The following is a 20147-nucleotide window of genomic DNA, read 5'->3' as shown; positions in this document are numbered from 1 at the left end:
GGTCGTGTTGTGACAATCATCGACGTGGCAACCGACGAGCGGGCGACGCTTCCCCCCGATGGCGAGGTGGGCATCGTCGAGATCGGCCCGCTCACACTGGAGAACGGTGCGGTTCTCGACGACGTGTCGATCGCCGTGCAGCGGTGGGGGGAACTGTCCCCGGAGCGCGACAACGTCGTCATGGTGCTGCACGCATTGACCGGCGATTCGCACATCACCGGCCCGGCCGGACCCGATCACCCGACCCCGGGCTGGTGGGACGGAGTGGCCGGTCCGGGCGCGCCGATCGATACCGATCGGTGGTGCGCGATCTCGACCAATGTCATCGGCGGATGCCGGGGCTCCACCGGCCCCAGCACCCTGGCGCCGGACGGAAAAGCATGGGGCTCAAGGTTCCCCACCACAACAGTGCGGGACCAGGTGACGGCCGACGTGGCCGTGCTGGAGCGGCTGGGCATCACCGAGGTCGCCGCGGTCATCGGCGGATCGATGGGTGGGGCGCGAGCACTGGAGTGGATGGTCGCCCACCCCGACAACGTCCGCGCCGGACTGGTTCTCGCGGTCGGGGCACGCGCCACCGCCGACCAGATCGGCACGCAGAGCACGCAGGTCGCGGCCATCAAGGCCGATCCGAACTGGTGCAACGGCGACTACTACGGCACCGGCCGCAGCCCGGACATGGGCATGCAGATCGCGCGGCGCTTCGCGCACCTGACCTATCGCGGTGAGGCCGAACTCGACGACCGCTTCGCCAACGACCCTCAGGGCGACGAGGATCCGACCACCGGTGGTCGCTACTCGGTGCAGAGCTATCTGGAGTACCAGGGCGCCAAGATCGTGTCGCGCTTCGACGCCGGAACCTACGTCGCGCTCACCGACGCCCTGTCGAGCCACGACGTCGGCCGCGGTAGGGGTGGCGTGGAGGCGGTGCTGCGCGGCTGCCCGGTACCCGCGGTGGTCGGCGGTATCACCTCCGACCGGCTCTATCCGCTGCGCCTTCAGGCCGAACTGGCCGACCTGCTCCCCGGCTGCGACGGGCTCGACGTGGTCGATTCGATCTACGGTCACGACGGCTTCCTGCTCGAGACCGACGCCGTCGGCAAGCTGATCCGCCGGGCTCTGGAGCTGGCGTCGCGGTGACCGGTTCCTCCGAACAGCGTTCGCTGTCGTTCGGTGCAGAAGCCGCGGCCTACGAACGCGGCCGCCCGTCCTACCCGCCGGAGTCGATCGACTGGCTGCTGCCGCCGGGAGCCCGGACCGTCCTGGACCTGGGTGCCGGGACCGGCAAACTGACCACCCGGCTGGTGGAGCGCGGACTCGACGTCTTCGCCGTCGACCCGATTCCCGAGATGCTCGAGTTGCTGAGTTCGTCGCTGCCCGAAACCCCGGCGCTGCTGGGGACCGCCGAGGAGATCCCGCTGGCCGACGACAGCGTCGACGCGGTGCTGGTGGCGCAGGCATGGCACTGGTTCGACCCGGAGCGGGCGATCAAGGAAGTGTCCCGGGTGCTGCGCCCCGGCGGCCGGCTGGGCCTGGTGTGGAACACCCGCGACGAGCGGATGGGCTGGGTGAAGGACCTCGGTCAGATCATCGGCCACGACGACGCGCACAGCCACACCGCGGACCTGCCCGGCCCGTTCGGTGATGTCGAGCGACACCAGGTGGAGTGGACCAGCTACCTGACACCGCAGGCGCTGATCGACCTGGTGGCATCGCGCAGCTACTGCATCACCTCGCCGGAGCGGGTCCGTGCCCAGACCCTGGACCGGGTGCGCGAGCTGCTGGCCACCCATCCCGCGCTGGCCAACGTCGGCGGCCTGGCCCTTCCCTACGTCACCGTGTGCATCCGCGCGACCCTGACCTGAGCCGCGAAATATCATTCCGGGTCGCGATCCACGTCGGTTTTACAGCCGTGGCTTAACGCTCACGGATGGCGAGCGGCTCACGCGGCAGCGGGCTCACGCGGCAGCCGGGTTTCCGGCCTGCCGCAAGGCGGTGAGCAGTCCGCGCCGCGGACCCGACGACGGTGCCGCCTCCCCGTTGCGGAGGGCCTGGACAGCCCGGCCGAACGCGCGCTCCGATCGGGTCTCGCGGGCGTTGTCTGCGTCGGCCCGCAGCATCCGGTTCGGCAGCGCGAGCTTGAGGATCGTCCAGAACGACTGGAAGTACTGGCGCGCAAGAGGACCCGTGGTGTAGGGCAGGTCGTACTTCTCGCACAATGCCCGCACCCGCACGCTGATCTCCGCGTAGCGGTTGCTCGGCAGATCCGGAAACAGATGGTGTTCGATCTGGTAGCACAGGTTGCCGCTCATGAACGCCATGACCGGCCCGGCGTGAAAGTTCGCCGACCCCAGCATCTGTCGCAGGTACCACTCGCCCTGCGTTTCGTTCTCGAACTCCTCGACGGTGAACTTGTCCGCCCCGTCGGGGAAGTGGCCGCAGAAGATCACCATGTAGGACCAGTAGTTGCGGATCAGGTTGGCGACGAAATTGGCCTTCATGGTGTGCTTCCAGTTGGTGCCGGCCAGCGCCGGGAACACGATGTAGTCCTTACCCACCTGCTTGCCGACCTTGCGGCCGATGATCTTGAGGTCCTTTCGCACCTCGGCCATCGACTTCTCACCCTTGCGGTACTTCGTCGTCTCCACCCCGTGCAGCGCCACCCCCCACTCGAACAGGGTGCCGAGCGTCAGGTTGTAGATCGGGTTGCCGATCATCCACCCTTCCCACCGCTGGTCCCGGGTGAGCCGCATGATGCCGTAGCCGATGTCGTCATCCAGCCCGACCACGTTGGTGTACTTGTGGTGGATGAAGTTGTGAGACTTCTTCCAGTGCACCGACGGCGACATGGTGTCCCACTCCCATTCGGTGGAGTGGATCTCCGGGTCGTTCATCCAGTCCCACTGCCCGTGGATGATGTTGTGGCCCAGCTCCATGTTCTCGATGATCTTCGCCGTGGCCAGCATCGCGGTGCCGGCGACCCGCGCGATCCGGCTGCTGCTTGCGAACAGCGCGGCCCGGCCTCCGGCCGCCAACGCGCGCTGCAACTGGATGGTGCGCCGGATGTACTGCGCGTCGCGCTCGCCGCGGGATTCCTCGACGTCCGCCCGGATCGCGTCGAGTTCGGCGGTGATGTTCTCGACGTCCTCGGTGGTCAGATGCGCGTAGGCCTTGATGTCGGTGATCGCCATGATGTTCCCTTCAGACGTTGATGGTGCAGTTGCCGGATGCGGTGGAGATGCAGGTCTGGATCCGATCGCCGGCGCCATGCTCCTGCCCGGACCGGAAGTCGCGCACGTGGCCCGCCTCCAGCGGCAACACGCAGGTCTGGCAGATGCCCATCCGACAGCCGAAAGGCATCTGGATGCCGACCTCTTCCCCGGCCTGCATGATCGACGTCGCGCCGTCGATCTTGATGGTCTTGTCGGAGATCGCGAACGTCACGGTGCCGCCCTCGCCCCCCTTGTCGGTGGCGGCAATGCTGAACCGCTCCATGTGCAGCGAATCTTCGAGGCCGTTGTCCTCCCACATCTTCTCGACGGTGTCGAGCATCGCGGTGGGCCCGCACGCCCACGCCGAACGCTCACGCCAGTCGGCCACGATGTCGTCGAGCCTGTCGAAGTCGAGCTTGCCGTCCTGTTCGGTGATCTGCAGGTGCAGTCGGTATCCGTCCTGCTCGCTTTCCAGCCGGCGGAGCTCGTCGTGGAAGATCACCGCGTCGGCCGACGGCGCCGAGTGCACGTGCACGATGTCCGGCCGCTCACCTCGGGCCCGCAGGGACCGCAGCATCGCCATGATCGGGGTGATGCCGCTGCCGGCGCTGATGAACAGCAGCGACGCCGGTGGTGGGTCCGGAAGCGCGAAATCGCCTTTGGCGGACGCGAGTCGGATGATGGTCCCGGGTTCGACGCCGTTGACCAGGTGCGTGGACAGGAACCCTTCGGGGGTGGCCTTGACCGTGATCGAGATGTCCTCTTCTTCCAGATCGGAGACCGAGGTCAGCGAGTACGACCGCCAGTGCCAGCGACCGTCCACCCGCAGCCCGATGCCCACGTACTGTCCCGCCCGGTAGTCGCCCGAGAACCCCCACCCCGGACGGATGATCACCGTGGCCGTGTCGTCGGTCTCCGGCCGCACCTCGACGATCTCGCCACGCAGCTCCCGCGCCGACCACAGCGGGTTCAGCAATGACAGATAGTCGTCGGGCAGCAGCGGTGTGGTGGCCCGCGCGGCCAGGCCGCGAACCATGTTGACCCAGGATCCCGAGGGGGCGGACACATCACGGGCGGGCGCTTTGCTCCACCGCGCCAAGGTCTTCAACGCCGACACCATCAATCGCCTTTCACTCGCGGATGACGGGCTGTGACCGCTGTCACAAACCCGATGCGAGCGGTCTACCCTACTTGCGAGTAGCTAAAACGCATTCGGTCTCGGAGTCGCTAGCTGGTGCCGAGCGGATCGATGGTCCACGCGATGTAGAGCATGGCCGCGCTGACCGACGCCGTGGTGAGGAAGTCCACCGTGCGGGAGCGCACCGCCAGCAGTCCGATCCGGTCGTCGGACAGCGTCAACCGCAGCCCGGCAGCGACCGCGACGCCGACGGCCATCACCGCCGCGCCGCGACGCCAGTAGCCCATCGCCACCAGCACGAAAGCCGCCAGCAGGAACAGACCGACCACCAGGATGGGCCACTGCCCGCCGAACACCCTGCGGCCGAACTCCCGCAGTGTCACCGGCGCCGTCTGCTCTTCGCGCAAGCGCTCATCGGCTATTCATGCCCGCTCGGCACGCTCGACGACGTTGGTGAGCAGAAACGCCCGGGTCAGCGGTCCGACGCCACCGGGATTCGGGGAGACATGGCCTGCCACGTCCCACACGTCGGGATGTACGTCGCCGACCAGCTTGCCCGCGTCGTCGCGGCTGACCCCGACGTCGACGACGGCTGCGCCCGACCGCACCATCTCGGCGGTCACCATGTGCGGCACCCCGGCCGCGGCCACGATGATGTCGGCCTCGCGGGTGATCTGGGGCAGGTGCCTTGTGGCGGTGTGGCACAGCGTCACCGTGGCGTTCTCCGAGCGACGGGTCAGCAACAGCCCCAGCGGGCGGCCGACGGTGACCCCCCGTCCGATGACGACGACGTGCGCGCCGGCGATCTCGACCTGGTAGCGCCGAAGCAGGTGCACGATGCCGCGCGGGGTGCACGGCAACGGGGCCGGCTCGTTGAGCACCAGCTTGCCCAAATTCATGGGGTGCAGCCCGTCGGCGTCCTTGTCCGGATCGACCCGCTCCAGGGCGGCGTTCTCGTTGAGATGCTTGGGCAGCGGCAGTTGGACGATGTAGCCGGTGCAGTCGGGGTTGGCGTTGAGCTCGTCGAGCACCTCTAGCAGGGCGCCCTGGCTGATGTCGGCGGGCAGGTCGCGCCGGATCGAGTTGATGCCGACCTTGGCGCAGTCGCTGTGCTTGCCGCGGACGTAGGCCTGCGAACCCGGGTCGTCGCCGACCAGCACCGTTGCCAGCCCGGGGGTCCGGCCCGCCGCGGTCAGAGCCGCGACGCGTTCGGTGAGGTCGACGAAGATCTCGTCGCGCGTGGCCTTGCCGTCCAAAGTGATCGCACCCACGGCAGCCATTGTGTCAGGCTCAGTTCTTTCTCCACGGAGGCGTGGCATGCTCGGCGACATGACAGCCCCGCATGATGTGTTCACCCCCGCCCGGCTCGGGCCGATCACGCTCCGCAACCGGATCATCAAAGCCGCGACGTTCGAGGCGTCGACGCCCGACGCGCTGGTCACCGAGGACCTGATCACCTACCACCGGCTGCCCGCCGCCGGCGGGGTCGGGATGACGACGGTCGCGTACTGTGCCGTCGCTCCCGGCGGGCGCACCGACGGGTGGCAGCTGTGGATGCGTCCCGAGGCGGTGCCCGGGCTGCGCCGGCTGACCGATGCCATCCATGCCGAGGGCGCGGCGATCAGCGCACAGATCGGTCATGCGGGACCGGTCGCCAACGCGCGCACCAACAAGGCGCAGGCACTGGCCCCGGTGCGGTTCTTCAACCCGTTGTCGATGCGGTTCGCGAAGAAGGCCAGCCGCGAGGACATCGACGCCGTGACCGAGGCGCACGCACGCGCCGCTCGGCTGGCGATCGAATCGGGCTTCGATGCCGTGGAGATCCATCTCGGCCACAACTACCTCGCCAGCGCGTTCCTCAGCCCGCTGATCAACCGCCGCACCGACGAGTTCGGCGGGTCGCTGGAGAACCGCGCGAAGGTGGCCCGCGGGGTCGTGCTGGCGGTCAAACAAGCGGTCGGCGACCAGATCGCGGTCACCGCGAAGCTGAACATGTCCGACGGCGTGCGCGGCGGCATCCCGCTGGAGGAGTCGATCCAGACCGCCAAATGGCTCGAGGAGGACGGCGGGCTGGACGCGCTGGAACTGACCGCGGGCAGTTCGCTGCTCAACCCGATGTTCCTGTTCCGCGGCGGCGCCCCGATCAAGGAGTTCTCCCGGGCGTTCAAGCCACCGCTGCGGTGGGGCATCCGGATGTCGGGCAAGAAGTTCATCCGCGAATACCCGTACCAGGAGGCATACCTGATGCGGGAGGCCAAGCAGTTCCGCGCGGAGTTGACGATGCCGCTGATCCTGCTCGGCGGAATCACCAACCGCGAGACGATGGACCGCGCGATGGCCGAGGGTTTCGACTTCGTCGCGATGGGACGTGCGCTGCTGGCCGAGCCCGATCTGCTCAACCGGATCCAGGACGACAACAGCGTGAAGTCGATCTGCGACCACTGCAATCTGTGCATGCCGACGATCTACAGCCACACCTACTGCGTGCGCACCGGTTCGCCGTCACCGGTCAGTTCGGGGAGATGAGTGCCCTGGCGCAGTCCGCCACGATCGTGTCGGCGCCCGCCGGAACGGGCTGGCGCGCCCGCAGGTGGCGCCGCACCACCGCGTACGGCACATCGATCAATGCGGCGCTGACCCGGCCGGGGTCCTCGGGGATCTCGTTGAGCACCTTGCGGAGCTTGCGCTGCAACCGTTTCCGTCGACCGGTCAGCGGCTCGGGCCACTCGTGCAACCCCAGTTCGTCGGGGCCGGCCAGCAGCACCTGCGCCTCGACGGGGTGTTCGCGGCACCACGCGACAACGCTGAGCGCGGCGGCCACACACCGCTGTTGCGGATCGTCGCCGCTCGCCAAAGCCTCGACGAACGCCTCCTGGAACCGTTCCTCGGTGCGCACCCACAGCTCGCCGCACAACGCCGCCCGTGTCGGGAACCGGTGGTAGACCGAGCCGCTCGGCGCCCCGGTGGCGCGGGCGACCGCCGACATCGTGACCGCGGCGGGACCGTCGGCGGCAAGGAGTTCGGCCGCCGCGTCGAGCAGTACGTCGACGGTGTATCGGGCGGGTCGCGGCATTGCTCCACCCTAAAATAGAGGATAGTCTCTAATAGGTGATCGACACTCGGGAGATTTGATGAATACCGCCACACACACCGCGCGACGCTTCTACAGAGCTCTGTCCGAGCACGACGGCCAGGCGCTATTCGACTTGCTGACAGAGGATTTCGAGGGCCGGGTGAGCGACGGTATGCCCGACGGCGTCGGCGGTGCGCACCATGGGCGTGTCGCGATGATCTCCGACGTGTGGGGACGCATCGACGCCCTCTACGACCTCGACGTCGAACCGGTGGAGTTCCTGGCCGTCGAAGGCGGCGACCGTGTCGTCGTGCTCGGCCGCTACCGGGGCTCGGCGCGCGAGGCCGACACAGGCGTCGACGCCGCCTTCGCACACGTCATCGCCGTGCGGAACGGGCAGATAACGGCGCTGCATCAGATCACAGACACCGTCAGGTGGCACCTCACCGGGTGAGCCGATACCGATAGAGTTGCTCCCGATGTCTAATGTCGCCGCCGGAGCGGCTCCGTGAGCCGACCGGCACCCCCCGCGCTGACCGTTCGGTACGACGGATCCCCACGCACCTTCGCCCCCGGCAGTGACGTCGTCGTGGGCCGGGATCTGCGCGCCGACGTTCGGATCGCCCACCCGTTGATCTCCAGGGCGCACCTGGTGGTGCGGTTCGACCAGGGCCGGTGGATCGCCATCGACAACGGCAGCCTCAACGGGATGTACGTCAACGGGCGCCGGTTGCCCGCCGTCGACATCGCCGACGGCCAGCAGATCCATGTCGGCAACCCGGACGGGCCACTGCTGACCTTCGAGGTCGGCCGTCATCAGGGTTCGGTCGGCGCACCGCCACCGACGGCGGCGGTCCCCGTCGCGGGCCGCTCCGGCACAGCCTGGCCCGGCCAGCCGCCGGCCCCGACGATCCGGCCCCCCGCCCCGCGCCCGCAGCCCGGATATCCCACCGGACCATCGCATCCGGCGCCGCCGTCGCGGCCCGCTCCGGTGCCGCAGCCACTGTCTTCGCCGGCGCTGGAGTCCGCCACCGTGATGGGCCCGGCGGCAGCCCCGCGCTCCGCCGACGGCAACCTCGCGACCAGCATGCTGCGGATCCTGCGGCCCGGACGCCCGCAGGAGGCACCGCCCGGCTCGATCAAGATCGGCCGCGCGCCCGACAACACCATCGTCATCCCCGACGTGTTGGCCTCGCGACACCACGCCACCCTGATCCCGGGACCGTCCGGGACCGCCGAGATCCGCGACAACCGCAGCATCAACGGCACCTTCGTCAACGGCGCCCGGGTGGAGAGCGCGACGCTGACCGAAGGCGACACGGTCACCATCGGCAACGTCGACCTGCTGTTCCGCGACGGCACCCTGGTCCGTCGCACCGCGACCGCCGCCGACACCACCACCGGCGGCCTGGACGTGCACGGCGTCACGTGGACCATCGAGGGCAACAAGACACTGCTGGAGAACATCTCGATCTCCGCACGGCCGGGGACGCTGACCGCCGTGATCGGGCCCTCGGGCGCCGGAAAGTCCACGTTCGCCCGGCTGGTCGCCGGCTACACCCACCCGACCACCGGCCAGGTGTCGTTCGAAGGCCACGACGTGCACGCCGAGTACGCCTCGCTGCGCTCCCGGATCGGCATGGTGCCCCAGGACGACGTGGTGCACGGCCAGCTGACGGTCCGGCAGGCGCTGATGTACGCCGCCGAGCTTCGGCTGCCCCCCGACACCACCAAGACCGACCGCGAGCAGGTCGTCAACGAGGTGCTCGAGGAACTCGAGATGACCAAGCACCTCGACACCCGCGTCGACAAGCTCTCCGGCGGGCAGCGCAAGCGGGCCTCGGTGGCGCTGGAACTGCTGACCGGCCCGTCGCTGCTCATCCTCGACGAGCCGACCTCGGGTCTGGACCCGGCGCTGGACCGCCAGGTGATGACGATGCTGCGGCAGCTGGCCGACGCAGGCCGCGTGGTGCTCGTCGTCACCCACTCCCTGACCTACCTCGACGTGTGCGACCAGGTGCTGCTACTCGCCCCGGGCGGCAAGACCGCGTTCTACGGCCCGCCCGACCAGATCGGCGCGTCGATGGGGACCACCAACTGGGCCGACATCTTCTCCGGCGTCGCCGGAGACCCGGACGCCGCAGCGCAGCGCTACCTGGCCCAGCACGGACCACCGCCACCGCCACCGGCTGCCCTGACCCCGTCGGAGCTGGGCAACCCGACCCGCACCAGCGTGCCGAGGCAGTTGTCCACGATCGCCCGGCGCCAGATCCGGCTGGTGATCTCCGACCGCGGCTACTTCGCGTTCCTGATGATGCTGCCGTTCATCATGGGTGTGCTGTCGCTGTCGGTGCCCGGCGACGTCGGCTTCGGCGTGCCGAGGACCGCGATGGAAGGCGGTGAAGCGCCCAACGAACCGGGACAGATCCTGGTGATGCTCAACGTGGGCGCGATCTTCATGGGCACCGCCCTGACCATCCGCGCACTGATCGGCGAGCGGGCCATCTTCAAACGCGAGCAGGCCGTCGGCCTGTCCACGACCGCTTACCTGATGGCGAAGGTGGTGGTGTTCACCGCCTTCGCGATCGTGCAGTCGGCGATCGTCACGTCGATCGCGATCGCGGGCAAGGGCTGGGGCCCGGGGTCGGTCGAGAGTGGCGCGGTGATCGGCGACCGCAGCCTGGAGTTGTTCGTCGACATCGCGGCGACGTGCGTGGCCGCGGCGATGGTCGGCCTGGCGCTGTCCGCTCTGGCCAAGTCGTCCGAGCAGATCATGCCGCTGCTGGTGGTCGCGATCATGAGCCAGCTGGTGTTCTCCGGCGGCATGATCCCGGTGACCGACCGGCTGGTGCTCGACCAGATGTCTTGGGCCACACCGGCGCGGTGGGGTTTCGCAGCCTCGGCGTCCACGATCGACCTGATCCGGCTGGTGCCCGGACCGTTGACACCGAAGGACCGGCACTGGGAGCACACCTCCGGCGCATGGCTGTTCGACATGGCGATGCTGGCGGCGATCAGCGTCTTCTATCTGGGGTTCGTGCGCTGGCGGCTGCGGCTCAAACCCGCCTGACAGAAGCGGTAGGCAAGCCGCGTCATCTTCCGTAGGGTCATGCGCGGGGGGTGCCGGTGGAACAGTCAGTGTCCGAAAACGACGTGTCCGAAAACGACGCGACGATGCGTAGTGCCGCACTGGACGGTGCGCTTGCAGAGATGCAGCAGTGGGGCGTGGACCGCTTCAGCTTCGAAGCGGTCGCTCACCGCTCGCACCTGCCCACCGAGTACCTCCGCCAGACCTGGGTCAGCGAACGCCAACTCATCATCGACACGATGACCGGCTACAGCGAAACGCTGATCGCACTGCGCGACACCGGCTCGCTGCACGGTGACCTCACCGCGCTCGCGCTGTCCCTCGGCACAATGCTCAATGACCCTGTCGGACGCAGGATCACCCGGATGTTCGTCGTCGACTGCAGGTCCATGGCCGTCGACTCCGAGACCAGGGTGCAGTTCTGGATGTTGCGCCGCAAAACGATCGAGGACATCTTCGCGCGAGCCGCCTCCCGCGGCGAGCTGCGCGGCGACGCGGACCCGTTGATCACGCTGCAGCTGCTGACCTCGCCACTGCACAGCGTCGCCCTGTTCACCGATCTGCCGGTCACGCCGAAGTACTGCCGCGCGATCGCCGACATGGTGGCGCTCGCAGTCTGCGCGGTCTAGCCGAGCAGCCAGTCGTTGGGCGCGAACAGCTCGCAGTGCACCCGCTCGGTCAGCACCCCGCGATCGACCAGCTGGGAACGGACCGCCTGCACGAAACCGCTGTTGCCGCACAAGTAGAAGTGGGCGTCGTCGGGAAGTTCGACACCGTCGAGTGACAAGAGGCCGGGATGCGCGCCGGCGGTGCCCGCCGTCATTCCGTCCTCGTACCAGACGTCCAGGTCGGCGTTGGGCAACTGGGTGACCAGTTCGTGCTGGCGTTCCCGCAGCGGATGGCTCTGGTCACTGCGGTCGGCGTGCAGCACCCGCACCGCGGTGGCCGGCGCCTCGGCAGCGAGGTGTTCCAGGATGCCGACCATCGGGGTGATCCCGATGCCCGCCGAGATCAACACCAGCGGCACATCACCGGTCGGGGCGGGAAGATCGCCGAACGGCACGGTGACATCGAGCAGGTCGCCGACACACACGTTCGCCGCGATCCAACCGGACACCTCACCGGCGGGCTGATCGGCGACGGCCGGCACCGGCTTGACCGCGAAGGTCAGCTCGTCGCCGGGGGCGTTGACCAGGCTGTACTGGCGCAGCTGGCGGGCGCCGTCGGGCAGCGTCACCCCGACCGAAACATACTGTCCCGGAAAGAAACCGGAGAACGGCTCATCGTCTGACCGGACGGTGAGCAGCACCGTGCCCGACGGGTCGTCGACCCTCGAGACCACCCGGGCCCGGCGGTAGACATCACCGTCGTCGACCCCCGCGGCGCGGTAGAGGTCACGCTCGAGAGCGATCAGGGTGTCGGCCATGATCCAGAACACCCGGTCCCAGGCCGCGGCCACCTCTTCGGTGACGGTGTCGGCGCCCAGCACCGCCACGATCGCGGCGAACAGGTTCTCGTGCACGATCGGGTACTGGTCTGCGGTCACCCCGAGCGAGGCGTGCTTGTGGCCGATCCGCGACAGCAGCTCGGCCGGGTGCGGCAGCGCCGGGTCGACCAGATGGGTGGCGAAGGTCGCGATGGACGCCGCCAGCGCACGCTGCTGGCCGCCTTGGGCCTGGTTGCCGCGGTTGAACAGGTTGCGCAGCAGTTCCGGGTGCGCGTCGAACATCCGCCGATAGAAGTCGGTGGTGATCTCGTCGATGTGCGCGCCGATCAGCGGAAGCGTCGCGGACACGATCTGCGCGTGCGCGGGCTCGAGTTCGGCGGGGGCGGCGGTGACGTTCATGGTGGGCCTTTCGGTGGTGGTGGGCGTGCCGTAACTCAGGGGGTGGGTGGGCCGTGGCCCATGGGCAGCAGCGACAGGTTCGCTCCCCGGGCCAGATCGCTGACGGTGTAGCGGTCCAGCTCGCGGTAGAACGCTTCCTTGGCGTCGGCGAGCGCGCGCCGCAGCCGGCATGCCGGGATCAGCGGGCACGGGTTCTCGCCACCGCACTCGATGACCTCCCGGTCGCCTTCGAGGCGACGGACCAGCCACCCGACAGACGCCCGCCGTCCCTCCTCGGTGAGGGCGAGACCCCCGGTGCGGCCGCGACGGGCGTGCACCATGCCGAGGTCGGCCAGCCGGGAGACCGCCTTGGCGATGTGGTTCTCCGAGGCGTTGGCGCCGGCGGCGATCGAACCGGTGGTGACCCGCTGACCGTCAGCCTCCCCGGCGGCGAGCAGCATCATCGCCCGCAGCCCGAGATCGGTGAACCGGGTCAGTTGCATGACATTGACGCTAGTAATTGCGCATCACAGATGCGACTTTTAGCGGTGTGCCGTCAAACACCCTGTGACGTGCGGTTTTTTGACCAGGCTCTCAGCTGACGGCGGACGGGGATGGCGGTGCCGTACCGCCGTGCGGTTCCCGCACAGCCATCAGGCGGACGATCTCGTCGCAGTCCGCCGCGGACGGCAGCCCCATTCCCGGCTTGTACCCGTAGACCTCATGCAGTGGTGTGGAGCCGGTGCGGCCGTCGAGGATGTCCACGGCGTCGGTACTGATCAGGCCGGGATGTTCCACTCCGCACGCCTCGGCCACCTTGACCAGGTCGCGGCGCATCGTCTTGATGTAGTTCGCGGTCCGGACCGCCTTCTCTTCGGGCACCAGGCCGCGGGCCAGCCAGGCGTTCTGGGTGGCGACCCCGGTGGGACAGGTGTCGGTGTGGCACTTCTGAGCCTGGATACATCCGATCGCCAGCATCGGTTCGCGCGCCACGCTGACCATGTCGCAGCCCAGCGCGAAGGCGACCACGGCGTTGTCGGGCAGGCCGAGCTTGCCGCCGCCGATGAAGGCGACCCGCTCCTGCAGACCGCGTTCGGCGAAGATCTGATACACCCTGGCGAAGCCGAGCTGAAACGGCAGCGACACGGTATCGGTGAAGATCAGCGGCGCCGCGCCGGTGCCGCCTTCGCCGCCGTCGATGGTCACGAAGTCGACCCCGCGGTCCGTTCTGCACATCAGGTCGGTGAGCTCGTGCCAGAACTCGAGATCCCCGACTGCCGACTTGATCCCCACCGGTAGCCCGGTCTCGGCGGCGAGCAGTTCGACCCAGTCGAGCAGGCTGTCGGTGTCGTCGAACTCGGCGTGCCGCGACGGGCTGGCGCAGTCGCGCCCCTCCGGGATGCCGCGGGCGGCAGCGATCTCGGCGGACACCTTGGTCGCGGGCAACAACCCGCCCAGACTCGGCTTGGCCCCCTGGCTGAGTTTGATCTCCAGGGCCCGCACGGGCGCACCGGCCACCACGTCCTTGAGCTTGTCGATGCTGAAGCGGCCCTCGGCGTCGCGGCAGCCGAAATAGGCGGTTCCGATCTGGAAAATGAGTTCCCCGCCGTGGCGGTGGTAGCGGGACAGCCCACCTTCCCCGGTGTTGTGCAGGCAGCCGGCGATCGCGGCGCCGCGGTTGAGAGCCTCGACGGCGTTGGCCGACAGCGAGCCGAAACTCATCGCCGAGATGTTGACCACCGATCTCGGCCGAAACGCCTGCCGGCGGCCGCGCGCGGCACCGACCACCTTTGCGCACGGCAGCTCGACCGCGCGGGTGGCCTGCGGCCCGGTGGCGGGTGCTGCGCGGCTGAAGGTGCGGTGCTTGATCACCGGATAGCCGGCCGTGTACTCCAGATCGTTGTCGGTGCCGAACCCGAAGTAGTTGTTCTCGCTCTTCGCCGAGGCGTAGACCCACCGGCGCTGGTCACGGGTGAACGGCCGCTCCTCGTCGTTGGCGGCGACGATGTACTGCCGCAGCTCCGGGCCGACGGATTCCAGCAGGTACCGGGCGCGCCCGAGGAGAGGATAGTTGCGCAGCAACGCGTGCTTGCGCTGGAAGAGGTCGCGGGCCACGACTGCTGCCGCGGCCGATCCGACGGCTGCGACAACGCTGCGAACGCGGCTCATGCGCGAAGTGTTTCCCGCCCAGCACGAGCCGAAACGGTCCCGGACTCGCCCGACTCACCCGCCGATGTCGAGTCCGTGCGCCGCCGCGTAGGCCAGCCCCTGCTCGATGTCGACCTTGGCGCCCCGCAGTTTCGCGGTGGTCCAGAACGTCGGATCGGTACGGGCGCCCCGCAGATCGGCACCCTCGAGGCGCGCGTCCTGTGCCCGCACGCCGCTGAGGTCGGCGCGCCGCAACACCGCCTCGCGCAGGTCGGTGCCCACCAGGCTGGCCTCACGCAGCCTGCAATCGGACAGGTCGACCTTGCGCAGGTCGGCGCCGCCGAGAACGGCCAGCGTGAAATCCACCTCGACCATCGTCACCGGCCGCATCCGGCACTCGGTGAACGTCGACCCCAGGAAGCTGCAGTGGCGGAACGTGCTGTGCCACAGCGAAGTTCGGCGAAACGTGCAGTTGCGGAACGCGGAGCCGACATGCTCGGAGTCGGACAGGTCGACACCGGAGAAGTTGCACCCGGTGAATATCACCCGCTCGGTCTTGAGCCGGCTGAGGTCGTCGTCGCGGAAATCGCAACCGTCGAACTCACGATCGGCCTCGAAGGAGTCCACCCCGTCAGCCGGCCGGCGTGAGCCGGCTCAGCGCGTACTCGGCCACCGCGATCAGCGCCGCCTTCGCCGAGTCCCGACTGCGGGCGTCGACGGCCATCACCGGCACGTGGTCGGACAGGGCGAGCGCCGTGCGCACCGCTCCGAGCGGATGTCGCGGCGCACCGTCGAACTCGTTGACGGCAACCAGAAACGGTAGGTTCCGCGCCTCGAAGAAATCCACCGCGGCAAAGCTGTCGGCCAGTCGGCGAACGTCGACAAGGACGATCGCACCGATCGCGCCGCGTACCAGGTCGTCCCACATGAACCAGAACCGTCGCTGCCCCGGGGTGCCGAACAGGTACAGCACCAGGTCCTCGCCCAGGCTGATCCGGCCGAAATCCATGGCGACCGTGGTGGTCGTCTTCATCGGGGTGGCATCCAGACCGTCGACCCCCGCCGAGGCGTTGGTCACCAGGGCCTCGGTGCGCAGCGGAACGATCTCCGACACCGCGCCCACGAACGTCGTCTTTCCGGCCCCGAAGCCACCGGAGATGACGATCTTCGTCGACGCCGCCCCCCTAGAGTGCCCTGAGACCACGCAGAGTCCTCCCGATCAGTTCACGTCGTTCGTCGGCCGTCGCGGCCCCGCCCAGGGTGGTGTGCACCCGCAGATAACCCTGCACCACCAGATCCCCCACCAGCACCCGCGCCACGCCGAGCGGCAGTGAGAGATGCGCGGCAATCTCGGCGACCGAGGGACGCTCGGCACACATCGCCAGAATCTGCCCGCGGACGTCGTTGCCCGGCCACCCCGGCGGCTGCGCGGGGGACACCGCGCCCACCGGCGCCTCCAGCGGGAGCTCGACACGTGCGTCGGTGCGCCCGGCGGTCAGCGTGTACGGGCGGACCAGACTCGGCTCGTCGTCGCTGCGCCCCTGATCCATCGGGCGCTCACGAGTGTTGCGGGGTGCGTCGCGCGGACTGGACGACCGATCCCACCTGTTCCACCAGGATTGCCATCTCGTAGCCGATCTGTCCGATGTCGCAGTGGTGCACGGCCAGCGTCGCGAGGTTCGACCCGTCGCCGACCCTCATCAGCAGCAGGTAACCGTTCTCCATCTCGACCACCGACTGCAGCACGTGTCCGCCGTCGAAGAGTTGAGCTGCACCGGTCGACAGACTCGCCAGGCCGGAAGCGACCGCCGCGAGCTGGTCGGCCCGCTCCCCCGGCATGTGCTCGCTGGCCGCCATCAGCAGTCCGTCCGCCGACACCAGGATCGCGTGGGAAACCCCCGCCACCTCTCGGGCGAACCGGGACACCAGCCAGTCGAGCGAATCGCGCTGCTGCGAGTCGGTCATTCGGTGTCGGCTCCTCCGGTCTGCCGAACGCGGGAGCGGGCGGCGTGCACGCCGCCGAAGTGGTTACCGATGCTCGCCCGGACGGCGTCGGGATCACGGACAGGCGTCGTGTGAGCGCCGCTGCCGTTACCCCCCTCGACGGGCGAGTTTACCCGCCGACGGTGTTGCTCGCCTGCGGCATGCTCGGCGGCTCCGGGCACCAGACGCGCTCCCGGTTGACGCATCGGCAGGCCCTCGGCTGTGTGGTCGCGCACCGGGGCGTCGTCCGCGGCGGCGGCGGCCGACCAGCCGTGGTCCCAGACCGACTTCCAGTTCAGGTCGGTGCTCTGGGACAGCTCATGCGGGTCGACGAGCCACTCGGAGAGCATCTTCTGATAGATGGCGTCCGCGCTGTCGGGTTCCTCGGGGGCGGCGTGACGGGAATGTCCGTTGCGGGGCGCGAAGAACGCGGCGACGTCGGAGCGGCCGGGTGGCTGCTGGGCCGCGACCGGTTCGGGGGCGGTGATCCCGCTGGCGCCGGGCCGGCGCTGCGGCAGCTGATCCGCCGCTGGGACAGCGACGGGCTCGGTGTGCCGCGGCTCGTCGAGGGCGAGGGCGGTGGCGATACCGGCGTGCGCGTCGGCCTGCTGTTCGTCGGCCACGCTATAGGTCAGCCGCGGTGCGGCGCCGACGAGCTGCCCGGCCGGCACGTACACCCCCGCGGTGGTGCCCGAGCCGGGTTCCTCGGCGACGGTGCTGCGCAGCCGCACCACCAGCCCGTGCTGAGCGGCAAGCCGTCCCACCACGAAAAGGCCCATGTGCCGGGCGGTGTAGGGGTTGACCTCGCCACCGGACTGCAGGCGGGTGTTGGCCACCCGTAGGTCGGGTTCTGTCATTCCCAGGCCGGTGTCGGCGACCTCGACCACCAGGCCACCGGTGCCGGTGGGCACCGCCGAGACCTTCACCTGCGAGGTGGGCGGCGAGTATCGCAGCGCGTTGTCCAGCAGCTCGGCGAGCAGGTGCACGAGGTCGCCCGCGACTGCTCCGGCGATCTCGGTGTCGGGCAGGCCGGCGGTGGTGATGCGGGTGTAGTCCTCCACCTCGGAGGCCGCCGCGTTGACGAGCGCGGTCACCGGCACCGGGTCGGCCTGCTCGCGGGGAATCCGGGCGCCCGCCAGCACCATCAGGTTGGCGCCGTTGCGACGCATCCGTGCCGCCAGGTGATCGAGCCGGAACAGGCTCTCCAGCCGGTCCGGATCCTCCTCGTTGCGTTCGAGTCGGTCGATGAGGGAGAGCTGCTGATCGACCAGAGACCGGTTGCGCCGGGACAGCGTCTCGAACATGTCGGTGACCTGCAGCTGGAGCCGGGCCTGCTCCCCGGCGAGCTGCACAGCCTGCTCGTGCAGTTCGTCGACGGCATGCGCGACCTGCCCGATCTCCTCGGTGGTGTGCACCGGGATGGGCTGCACGGGGAACGGTTTGCCGTCGCTGCGGACGTGCGCGACCTCGCGGGCCAGGTCGTCGTGGGCGACCTTGAGCGCGCTGTCGCGAAGCGTGCGCAGCGGACGCACCAACGAGCGGGCGACTAGTGTGACCAGCGCAAGCGCGACCACGATCGCGGCGACGATCAGCGCGGCGTCGCGGATCGCGGCGGTGCGCGCGGCGGTGGCCTGGCTGTCGACCGTCGCCGGGATCGATTCGGCGGTCTCGGCGATCAGGTCGGCGGCGATCTCGCGGGTGACCTGCTGGGAGGCCAGCAGTTCGGGATTGCCGACGAGCACCGACGCAGGGTCGGAAAGCACGGACATCCGGTTGACCATCTGCGACCGCAGCGCCGCCGCCTGGTCGGTGGCGCCACCGAGGAACGCACCCATCGCCGACACCGTCGACGGCTCGGTGCCCGCCAGGGTGATCATGGCCGAGCGCAGCTCCGGTTCGGGGATGTCGCCGCCACGGTTGACCAGCATCTGCTGCATCGCCATCTGCCCGCGCGCCCCGACGGCCCGCGACAGCGCGGCACCCTGTGACTGCACGTCCTGGTCGTCGTTGGCGACCAGCCCGGTGATGGCGGTCTCGGCGGTGATCAGCAGCGGCGCGTACGTCATCACCCGGGCGCGCAGGTCCACGGTGCCGGCGCTGACCTTGCCGACCAGGTCCTGCCCGTAGTCGAGCAACGTGTTGGTGGCCAGCCGGACGTCGTCGGAGACCTCGGTGGCGGCGAGCTGCTGGTCCAGCGCGGCGCGGCGCGCGTCGAAGTCGGACACTGCGGCCTGCGCGTCACCACCCTCGGTGGTCGTGACCAGCACGCCCTCCAGGGCGGCCATGTAGTCGACGACGGCCGGCACCATGTCGGCACGCTCGGCGGAGCCACGCAACTCGGCAGCCTCGGCCGTGCTCGCGTAGATGCGGAACCCGCCGAACACACAGGCCAGCACGAGCGGAACCACCAGGATCGCGAGCACTTTCCACCGAACCGGCCAGTTGGACAGCGCGAACCGCGACGGCCGCTTGGCGGTTTTCATCGGCCGCCCACGCTGTCGGCGGGGCGCCCGCAGTTCACTGATCGAGCGTCGTTCATAAGGCTTCCTGCTGATGGCGCCCTCGCGCGGACGGGCATTCGAACCTGCGCGTGCCTGGCAATTGAAAGAGTATGCCAGCCAAGTCGGCTGGTTTCCACCGTTCACACTGAACAGAACGAGCCCGCAAACTCGTGACTCAACCGTTGCCGACGATGCCAGCAAACGCTTCGCACCGATGAACCGATAGCCGATCGTTACGACTTCGAGGTCGGGAGATGACAACGGACACTGAATAATTGGCGAGTCGGTGTGATTGAGATCACCAGATGCCGGGTAAGCTGGGTTTCACAATTTGGAGGTGCGATGTACCACGGTGACGATGACCTGTCCACGCTGGCCGATCTCTCGATGATCGTCGACTCGCCCATGATGAGGGTGATGAGCGGCGAAGTGGTGGACGTCGACACGCACACCGGCCTGGTCGCCATCGCCGCGTACGAGGACGAACTCGGCCTCTCCGCCTAGCTCTTCGTTTCCCCGGTCACGACGGGCGAAGCAGCGCAACGAGGAACTCGGAGTCCTCGGTGAACGGCCGCACGTCCCATGCCGACAGCAGCAGGTCGGTCACGAACCCCGCGTGTGCTGCGTCGTCGAGGAACTGCGTGAACTCGTAGTCACGGCCCGCGCCGAAGCCGATCACCGCGCGACCGTCACCCTTGAGATGGGCATGCAGCCGAGTCAGCACCGGCACCCGGGTGCTCGGGGCGAGGAATGTCATCACGTTGCCTGCCGACACGATGACGTCGAACGGTTCGGTGATACCGCGCGCGGGCAGGTCGAGTTCGGCGAGGTCGCCGACGAGCCAGCGCGGCCCGGGATGGTCCTGTTCGGCGGCGTCGATGAGTGTCGGATCGACGTCGACGCCGACGACCTGGTGGCCGGCCGTGGCCAGGTACCCGCCCAATCGACCGGGTCCGCAGCCGGCGTCGAGGATATGGGCCCCGCGGGGGGCCATCGCGTCCACCAGACGTGCCTCCCCGGCCAGATCATCACCGGCGCGCGCCATCGCCCGGAATCGCTCGACATACCAGTGGGAGTGCCCGGGATCCGCCTCGACCTGTCGCATCCAATTGCTCTGCTCGACCATGCCCGCATTATCGCCGTCACCCGCCCGCGCAGCCGTAGCCTTCCAGGCACCCG

21 protein-coding genes are annotated in these 20147 nt (G+C 68.9%); 7 read left to right on the top strand and 14 right to left on the bottom strand.

The genetic code is table 11. The annotated features are described in order from the left end of the window. Positions 1-9: 9 nt before the first annotated feature. Together metX and G6N53_RS11120 are read left to right on the top strand one after the other, a co-directional pair. Positions 10-1140: a homoserine O-acetyltransferase MetX gene (gene metX / locus G6N53_RS11125; RefSeq protein ID WP_163888508.1), complete on the top strand. Its 1131-nt coding sequence runs from the start codon at positions 10-12 to the stop codon at positions 1138-1140. Beyond that, positions 1137-1865 (top strand): class I SAM-dependent methyltransferase, encoded by a 729-nt coding sequence (locus G6N53_RS11120; RefSeq protein WP_163888507.1) that lies wholly within the window; start codon positions 1137-1139, stop codon positions 1863-1865. The genes metX and G6N53_RS11120 overlap by 4 nt, the downstream gene beginning before the upstream one ends. Before the next feature lie 93 nt (positions 1866-1958). Here G6N53_RS11120 and G6N53_RS11115 read toward each other — a convergent pair whose 3' ends face one another. The 4 genes from G6N53_RS11115 to G6N53_RS11100 all read right to left on the bottom strand — a co-directional run bounded on the left by G6N53_RS11115 (position 1959) and on the right by G6N53_RS11100 (position 5621). Next, a complete protein-coding gene (locus G6N53_RS11115) occupies positions 1959-3191 on the bottom strand; it encodes a fatty acid desaturase family protein (protein WP_163888506.1) in 1233 nt (410 codons plus the stop codon). A 10-nt stretch (positions 3192-3201) separates the two neighbouring features. Beyond that, the gene (locus G6N53_RS11110; protein WP_163888505.1) at positions 3202-4332 is read right to left on the bottom strand and encodes a ferredoxin reductase; all 1131 of its coding nucleotides are present in this window, start codon (positions 4330-4332) and stop codon (positions 3202-3204) included. A gap of 107 nt (positions 4333-4439) precedes the next feature. Beyond that, the gene (locus G6N53_RS11105) at positions 4440-4733 is read right to left on the bottom strand and encodes a DUF3017 domain-containing protein (RefSeq protein ID WP_163895761.1); all 294 of its coding nucleotides are present in this window, start codon (positions 4731-4733) and stop codon (positions 4440-4442) included. Between the two features lie 39 nt (positions 4734-4772). Continuing rightward, entirely contained in the window at positions 4773-5621 is an 849-nt protein-coding gene (locus G6N53_RS11100; RefSeq protein WP_205390356.1) for a bifunctional methylenetetrahydrofolate dehydrogenase/methenyltetrahydrofolate cyclohydrolase, read from the bottom strand. Between the two features lie 58 nt (positions 5622-5679). On the opposite strand from G6N53_RS11100, the gene G6N53_RS11095 reads away from it, so the two are divergent. Continuing rightward, on the top strand, positions 5680-6876 hold the full coding sequence (locus G6N53_RS11095; protein WP_163888503.1) for an NADH:flavin oxidoreductase: 1197 nt from the start codon (positions 5680-5682) through the stop codon (positions 6874-6876). Here G6N53_RS11095 and G6N53_RS11090 read toward each other — a convergent pair. Next, a complete protein-coding gene (locus G6N53_RS11090; protein WP_163888502.1) occupies positions 6860-7423 on the bottom strand; it encodes a TetR/AcrR family transcriptional regulator in 564 nt (187 codons plus the stop codon). The genes G6N53_RS11095 and G6N53_RS11090 overlap by 17 nt on opposite strands. Before the next feature lie 58 nt (positions 7424-7481). Between G6N53_RS11090 and G6N53_RS11085 the strand changes: the two genes are divergently transcribed. The 3 genes from G6N53_RS11085 to G6N53_RS11075 all read left to right on the top strand — a co-directional run bounded on the left by G6N53_RS11085 (position 7482) and on the right by G6N53_RS11075 (position 11140). Further along, positions 7482-7877 (top strand): nuclear transport factor 2 family protein, encoded by a 396-nt coding sequence (locus tag G6N53_RS11085; protein WP_163888501.1) that lies wholly within the window; start codon positions 7482-7484, stop codon positions 7875-7877. A gap of 54 nt (positions 7878-7931) precedes the next feature. After that, positions 7932-10493: an FHA domain-containing protein gene (locus tag G6N53_RS11080; RefSeq protein ID WP_163888500.1), complete on the top strand. Its 2562-nt coding sequence runs from the start codon at positions 7932-7934 to the stop codon at positions 10491-10493. A 68-nt stretch (positions 10494-10561) separates the two neighbouring features. Further along, the gene (locus tag G6N53_RS11075) at positions 10562-11140 is read left to right on the top strand and encodes a TetR-like C-terminal domain-containing protein (protein WP_237166485.1); all 579 of its coding nucleotides are present in this window, start codon (positions 10562-10564) and stop codon (positions 11138-11140) included. Here G6N53_RS11075 and G6N53_RS11070 read toward each other — a convergent pair. The 8 genes from G6N53_RS11070 to G6N53_RS11035 all read right to left on the bottom strand — a co-directional run bounded on the left by G6N53_RS11070 (position 11137) and on the right by G6N53_RS11035 (position 18950). Next, positions 11137-12357 carry a globin domain-containing protein gene (locus G6N53_RS11070; RefSeq protein ID WP_163888499.1) on the bottom strand — a complete coding sequence of 407 codons (1221 nt, stop codon included), beginning with the start codon at positions 12355-12357 and terminating at the stop codon, positions 11137-11139. The two genes, G6N53_RS11075 and G6N53_RS11070, sit on opposite strands and share 4 nt — an antisense overlap. Positions 12358-12392: 35 nt before the next feature. After that, entirely contained in the window at positions 12393-12839 is a 447-nt protein-coding gene (locus G6N53_RS11065) for an RrF2 family transcriptional regulator (protein WP_163888498.1), read from the bottom strand. 91 nt (positions 12840-12930) lie between these two features. Continuing rightward, positions 12931-14505, bottom strand: coding sequence for an FMN-binding glutamate synthase family protein (locus G6N53_RS11060; protein ID WP_163888497.1), 1575 nt, complete (start codon positions 14503-14505; stop codon positions 12931-12933). A gap of 54 nt (positions 14506-14559) precedes the next feature. Continuing rightward, a complete protein-coding gene (locus G6N53_RS11055; protein ID WP_163888496.1) occupies positions 14560-15111 on the bottom strand; it encodes a pentapeptide repeat-containing protein in 552 nt (183 codons plus the stop codon). Positions 15112-15115: 4 nt separating this feature from the next. Continuing rightward, on the bottom strand, positions 15116-15688 hold the full coding sequence (locus G6N53_RS11050; protein ID WP_163888495.1) for a GTP-binding protein: 573 nt from the start codon (positions 15686-15688) through the stop codon (positions 15116-15118). Continuing rightward, a complete protein-coding gene (locus tag G6N53_RS11045; protein ID WP_163888494.1) occupies positions 15669-16034 on the bottom strand; it encodes a DUF742 domain-containing protein in 366 nt (121 codons plus the stop codon). Before G6N53_RS11045 ends, G6N53_RS11050 begins: the two co-directional genes overlap by 20 nt. A 7-nt stretch (positions 16035-16041) precedes the next feature. Further along, the gene (locus G6N53_RS11040; RefSeq protein WP_163888493.1) at positions 16042-16449 is read right to left on the bottom strand and encodes a roadblock/LC7 domain-containing protein; all 408 of its coding nucleotides are present in this window, start codon (positions 16447-16449) and stop codon (positions 16042-16044) included. Then, positions 16446-18950, bottom strand: coding sequence for a HAMP domain-containing sensor histidine kinase (locus G6N53_RS11035; protein WP_163888492.1), 2505 nt, complete (start codon positions 18948-18950; stop codon positions 16446-16448). The genes G6N53_RS11040 and G6N53_RS11035 overlap by 4 nt, the downstream gene beginning before the upstream one ends. Before the next feature lie 360 nt (positions 18951-19310). On the opposite strand from G6N53_RS11035, the gene G6N53_RS29875 reads away from it, so the two are divergent. Then, positions 19311-19472, top strand: coding sequence for a hypothetical protein (locus tag G6N53_RS29875; protein ID WP_205390355.1), 162 nt, complete (start codon positions 19311-19313; stop codon positions 19470-19472). Between the two features lie 16 nt (positions 19473-19488). Here the strand turns inward: G6N53_RS29875 and G6N53_RS11030 are convergent, their stop codons facing one another. After that, on the bottom strand, positions 19489-20094 hold the full coding sequence (locus tag G6N53_RS11030; protein ID WP_163888491.1) for a class I SAM-dependent methyltransferase: 606 nt from the start codon (positions 20092-20094) through the stop codon (positions 19489-19491). Between the last annotated feature and the right edge of the window lie 53 nt (positions 20095-20147).

Source organism: Mycolicibacterium hippocampi (assembly GCF_010723735.1).
Lineage (GTDB): Bacteria > Actinomycetota > Actinomycetes > Mycobacteriales > Mycobacteriaceae > Mycobacterium > Mycobacterium hippocampi.
This window is presented reverse-complemented; position numbering and strand designations above follow the sequence as displayed.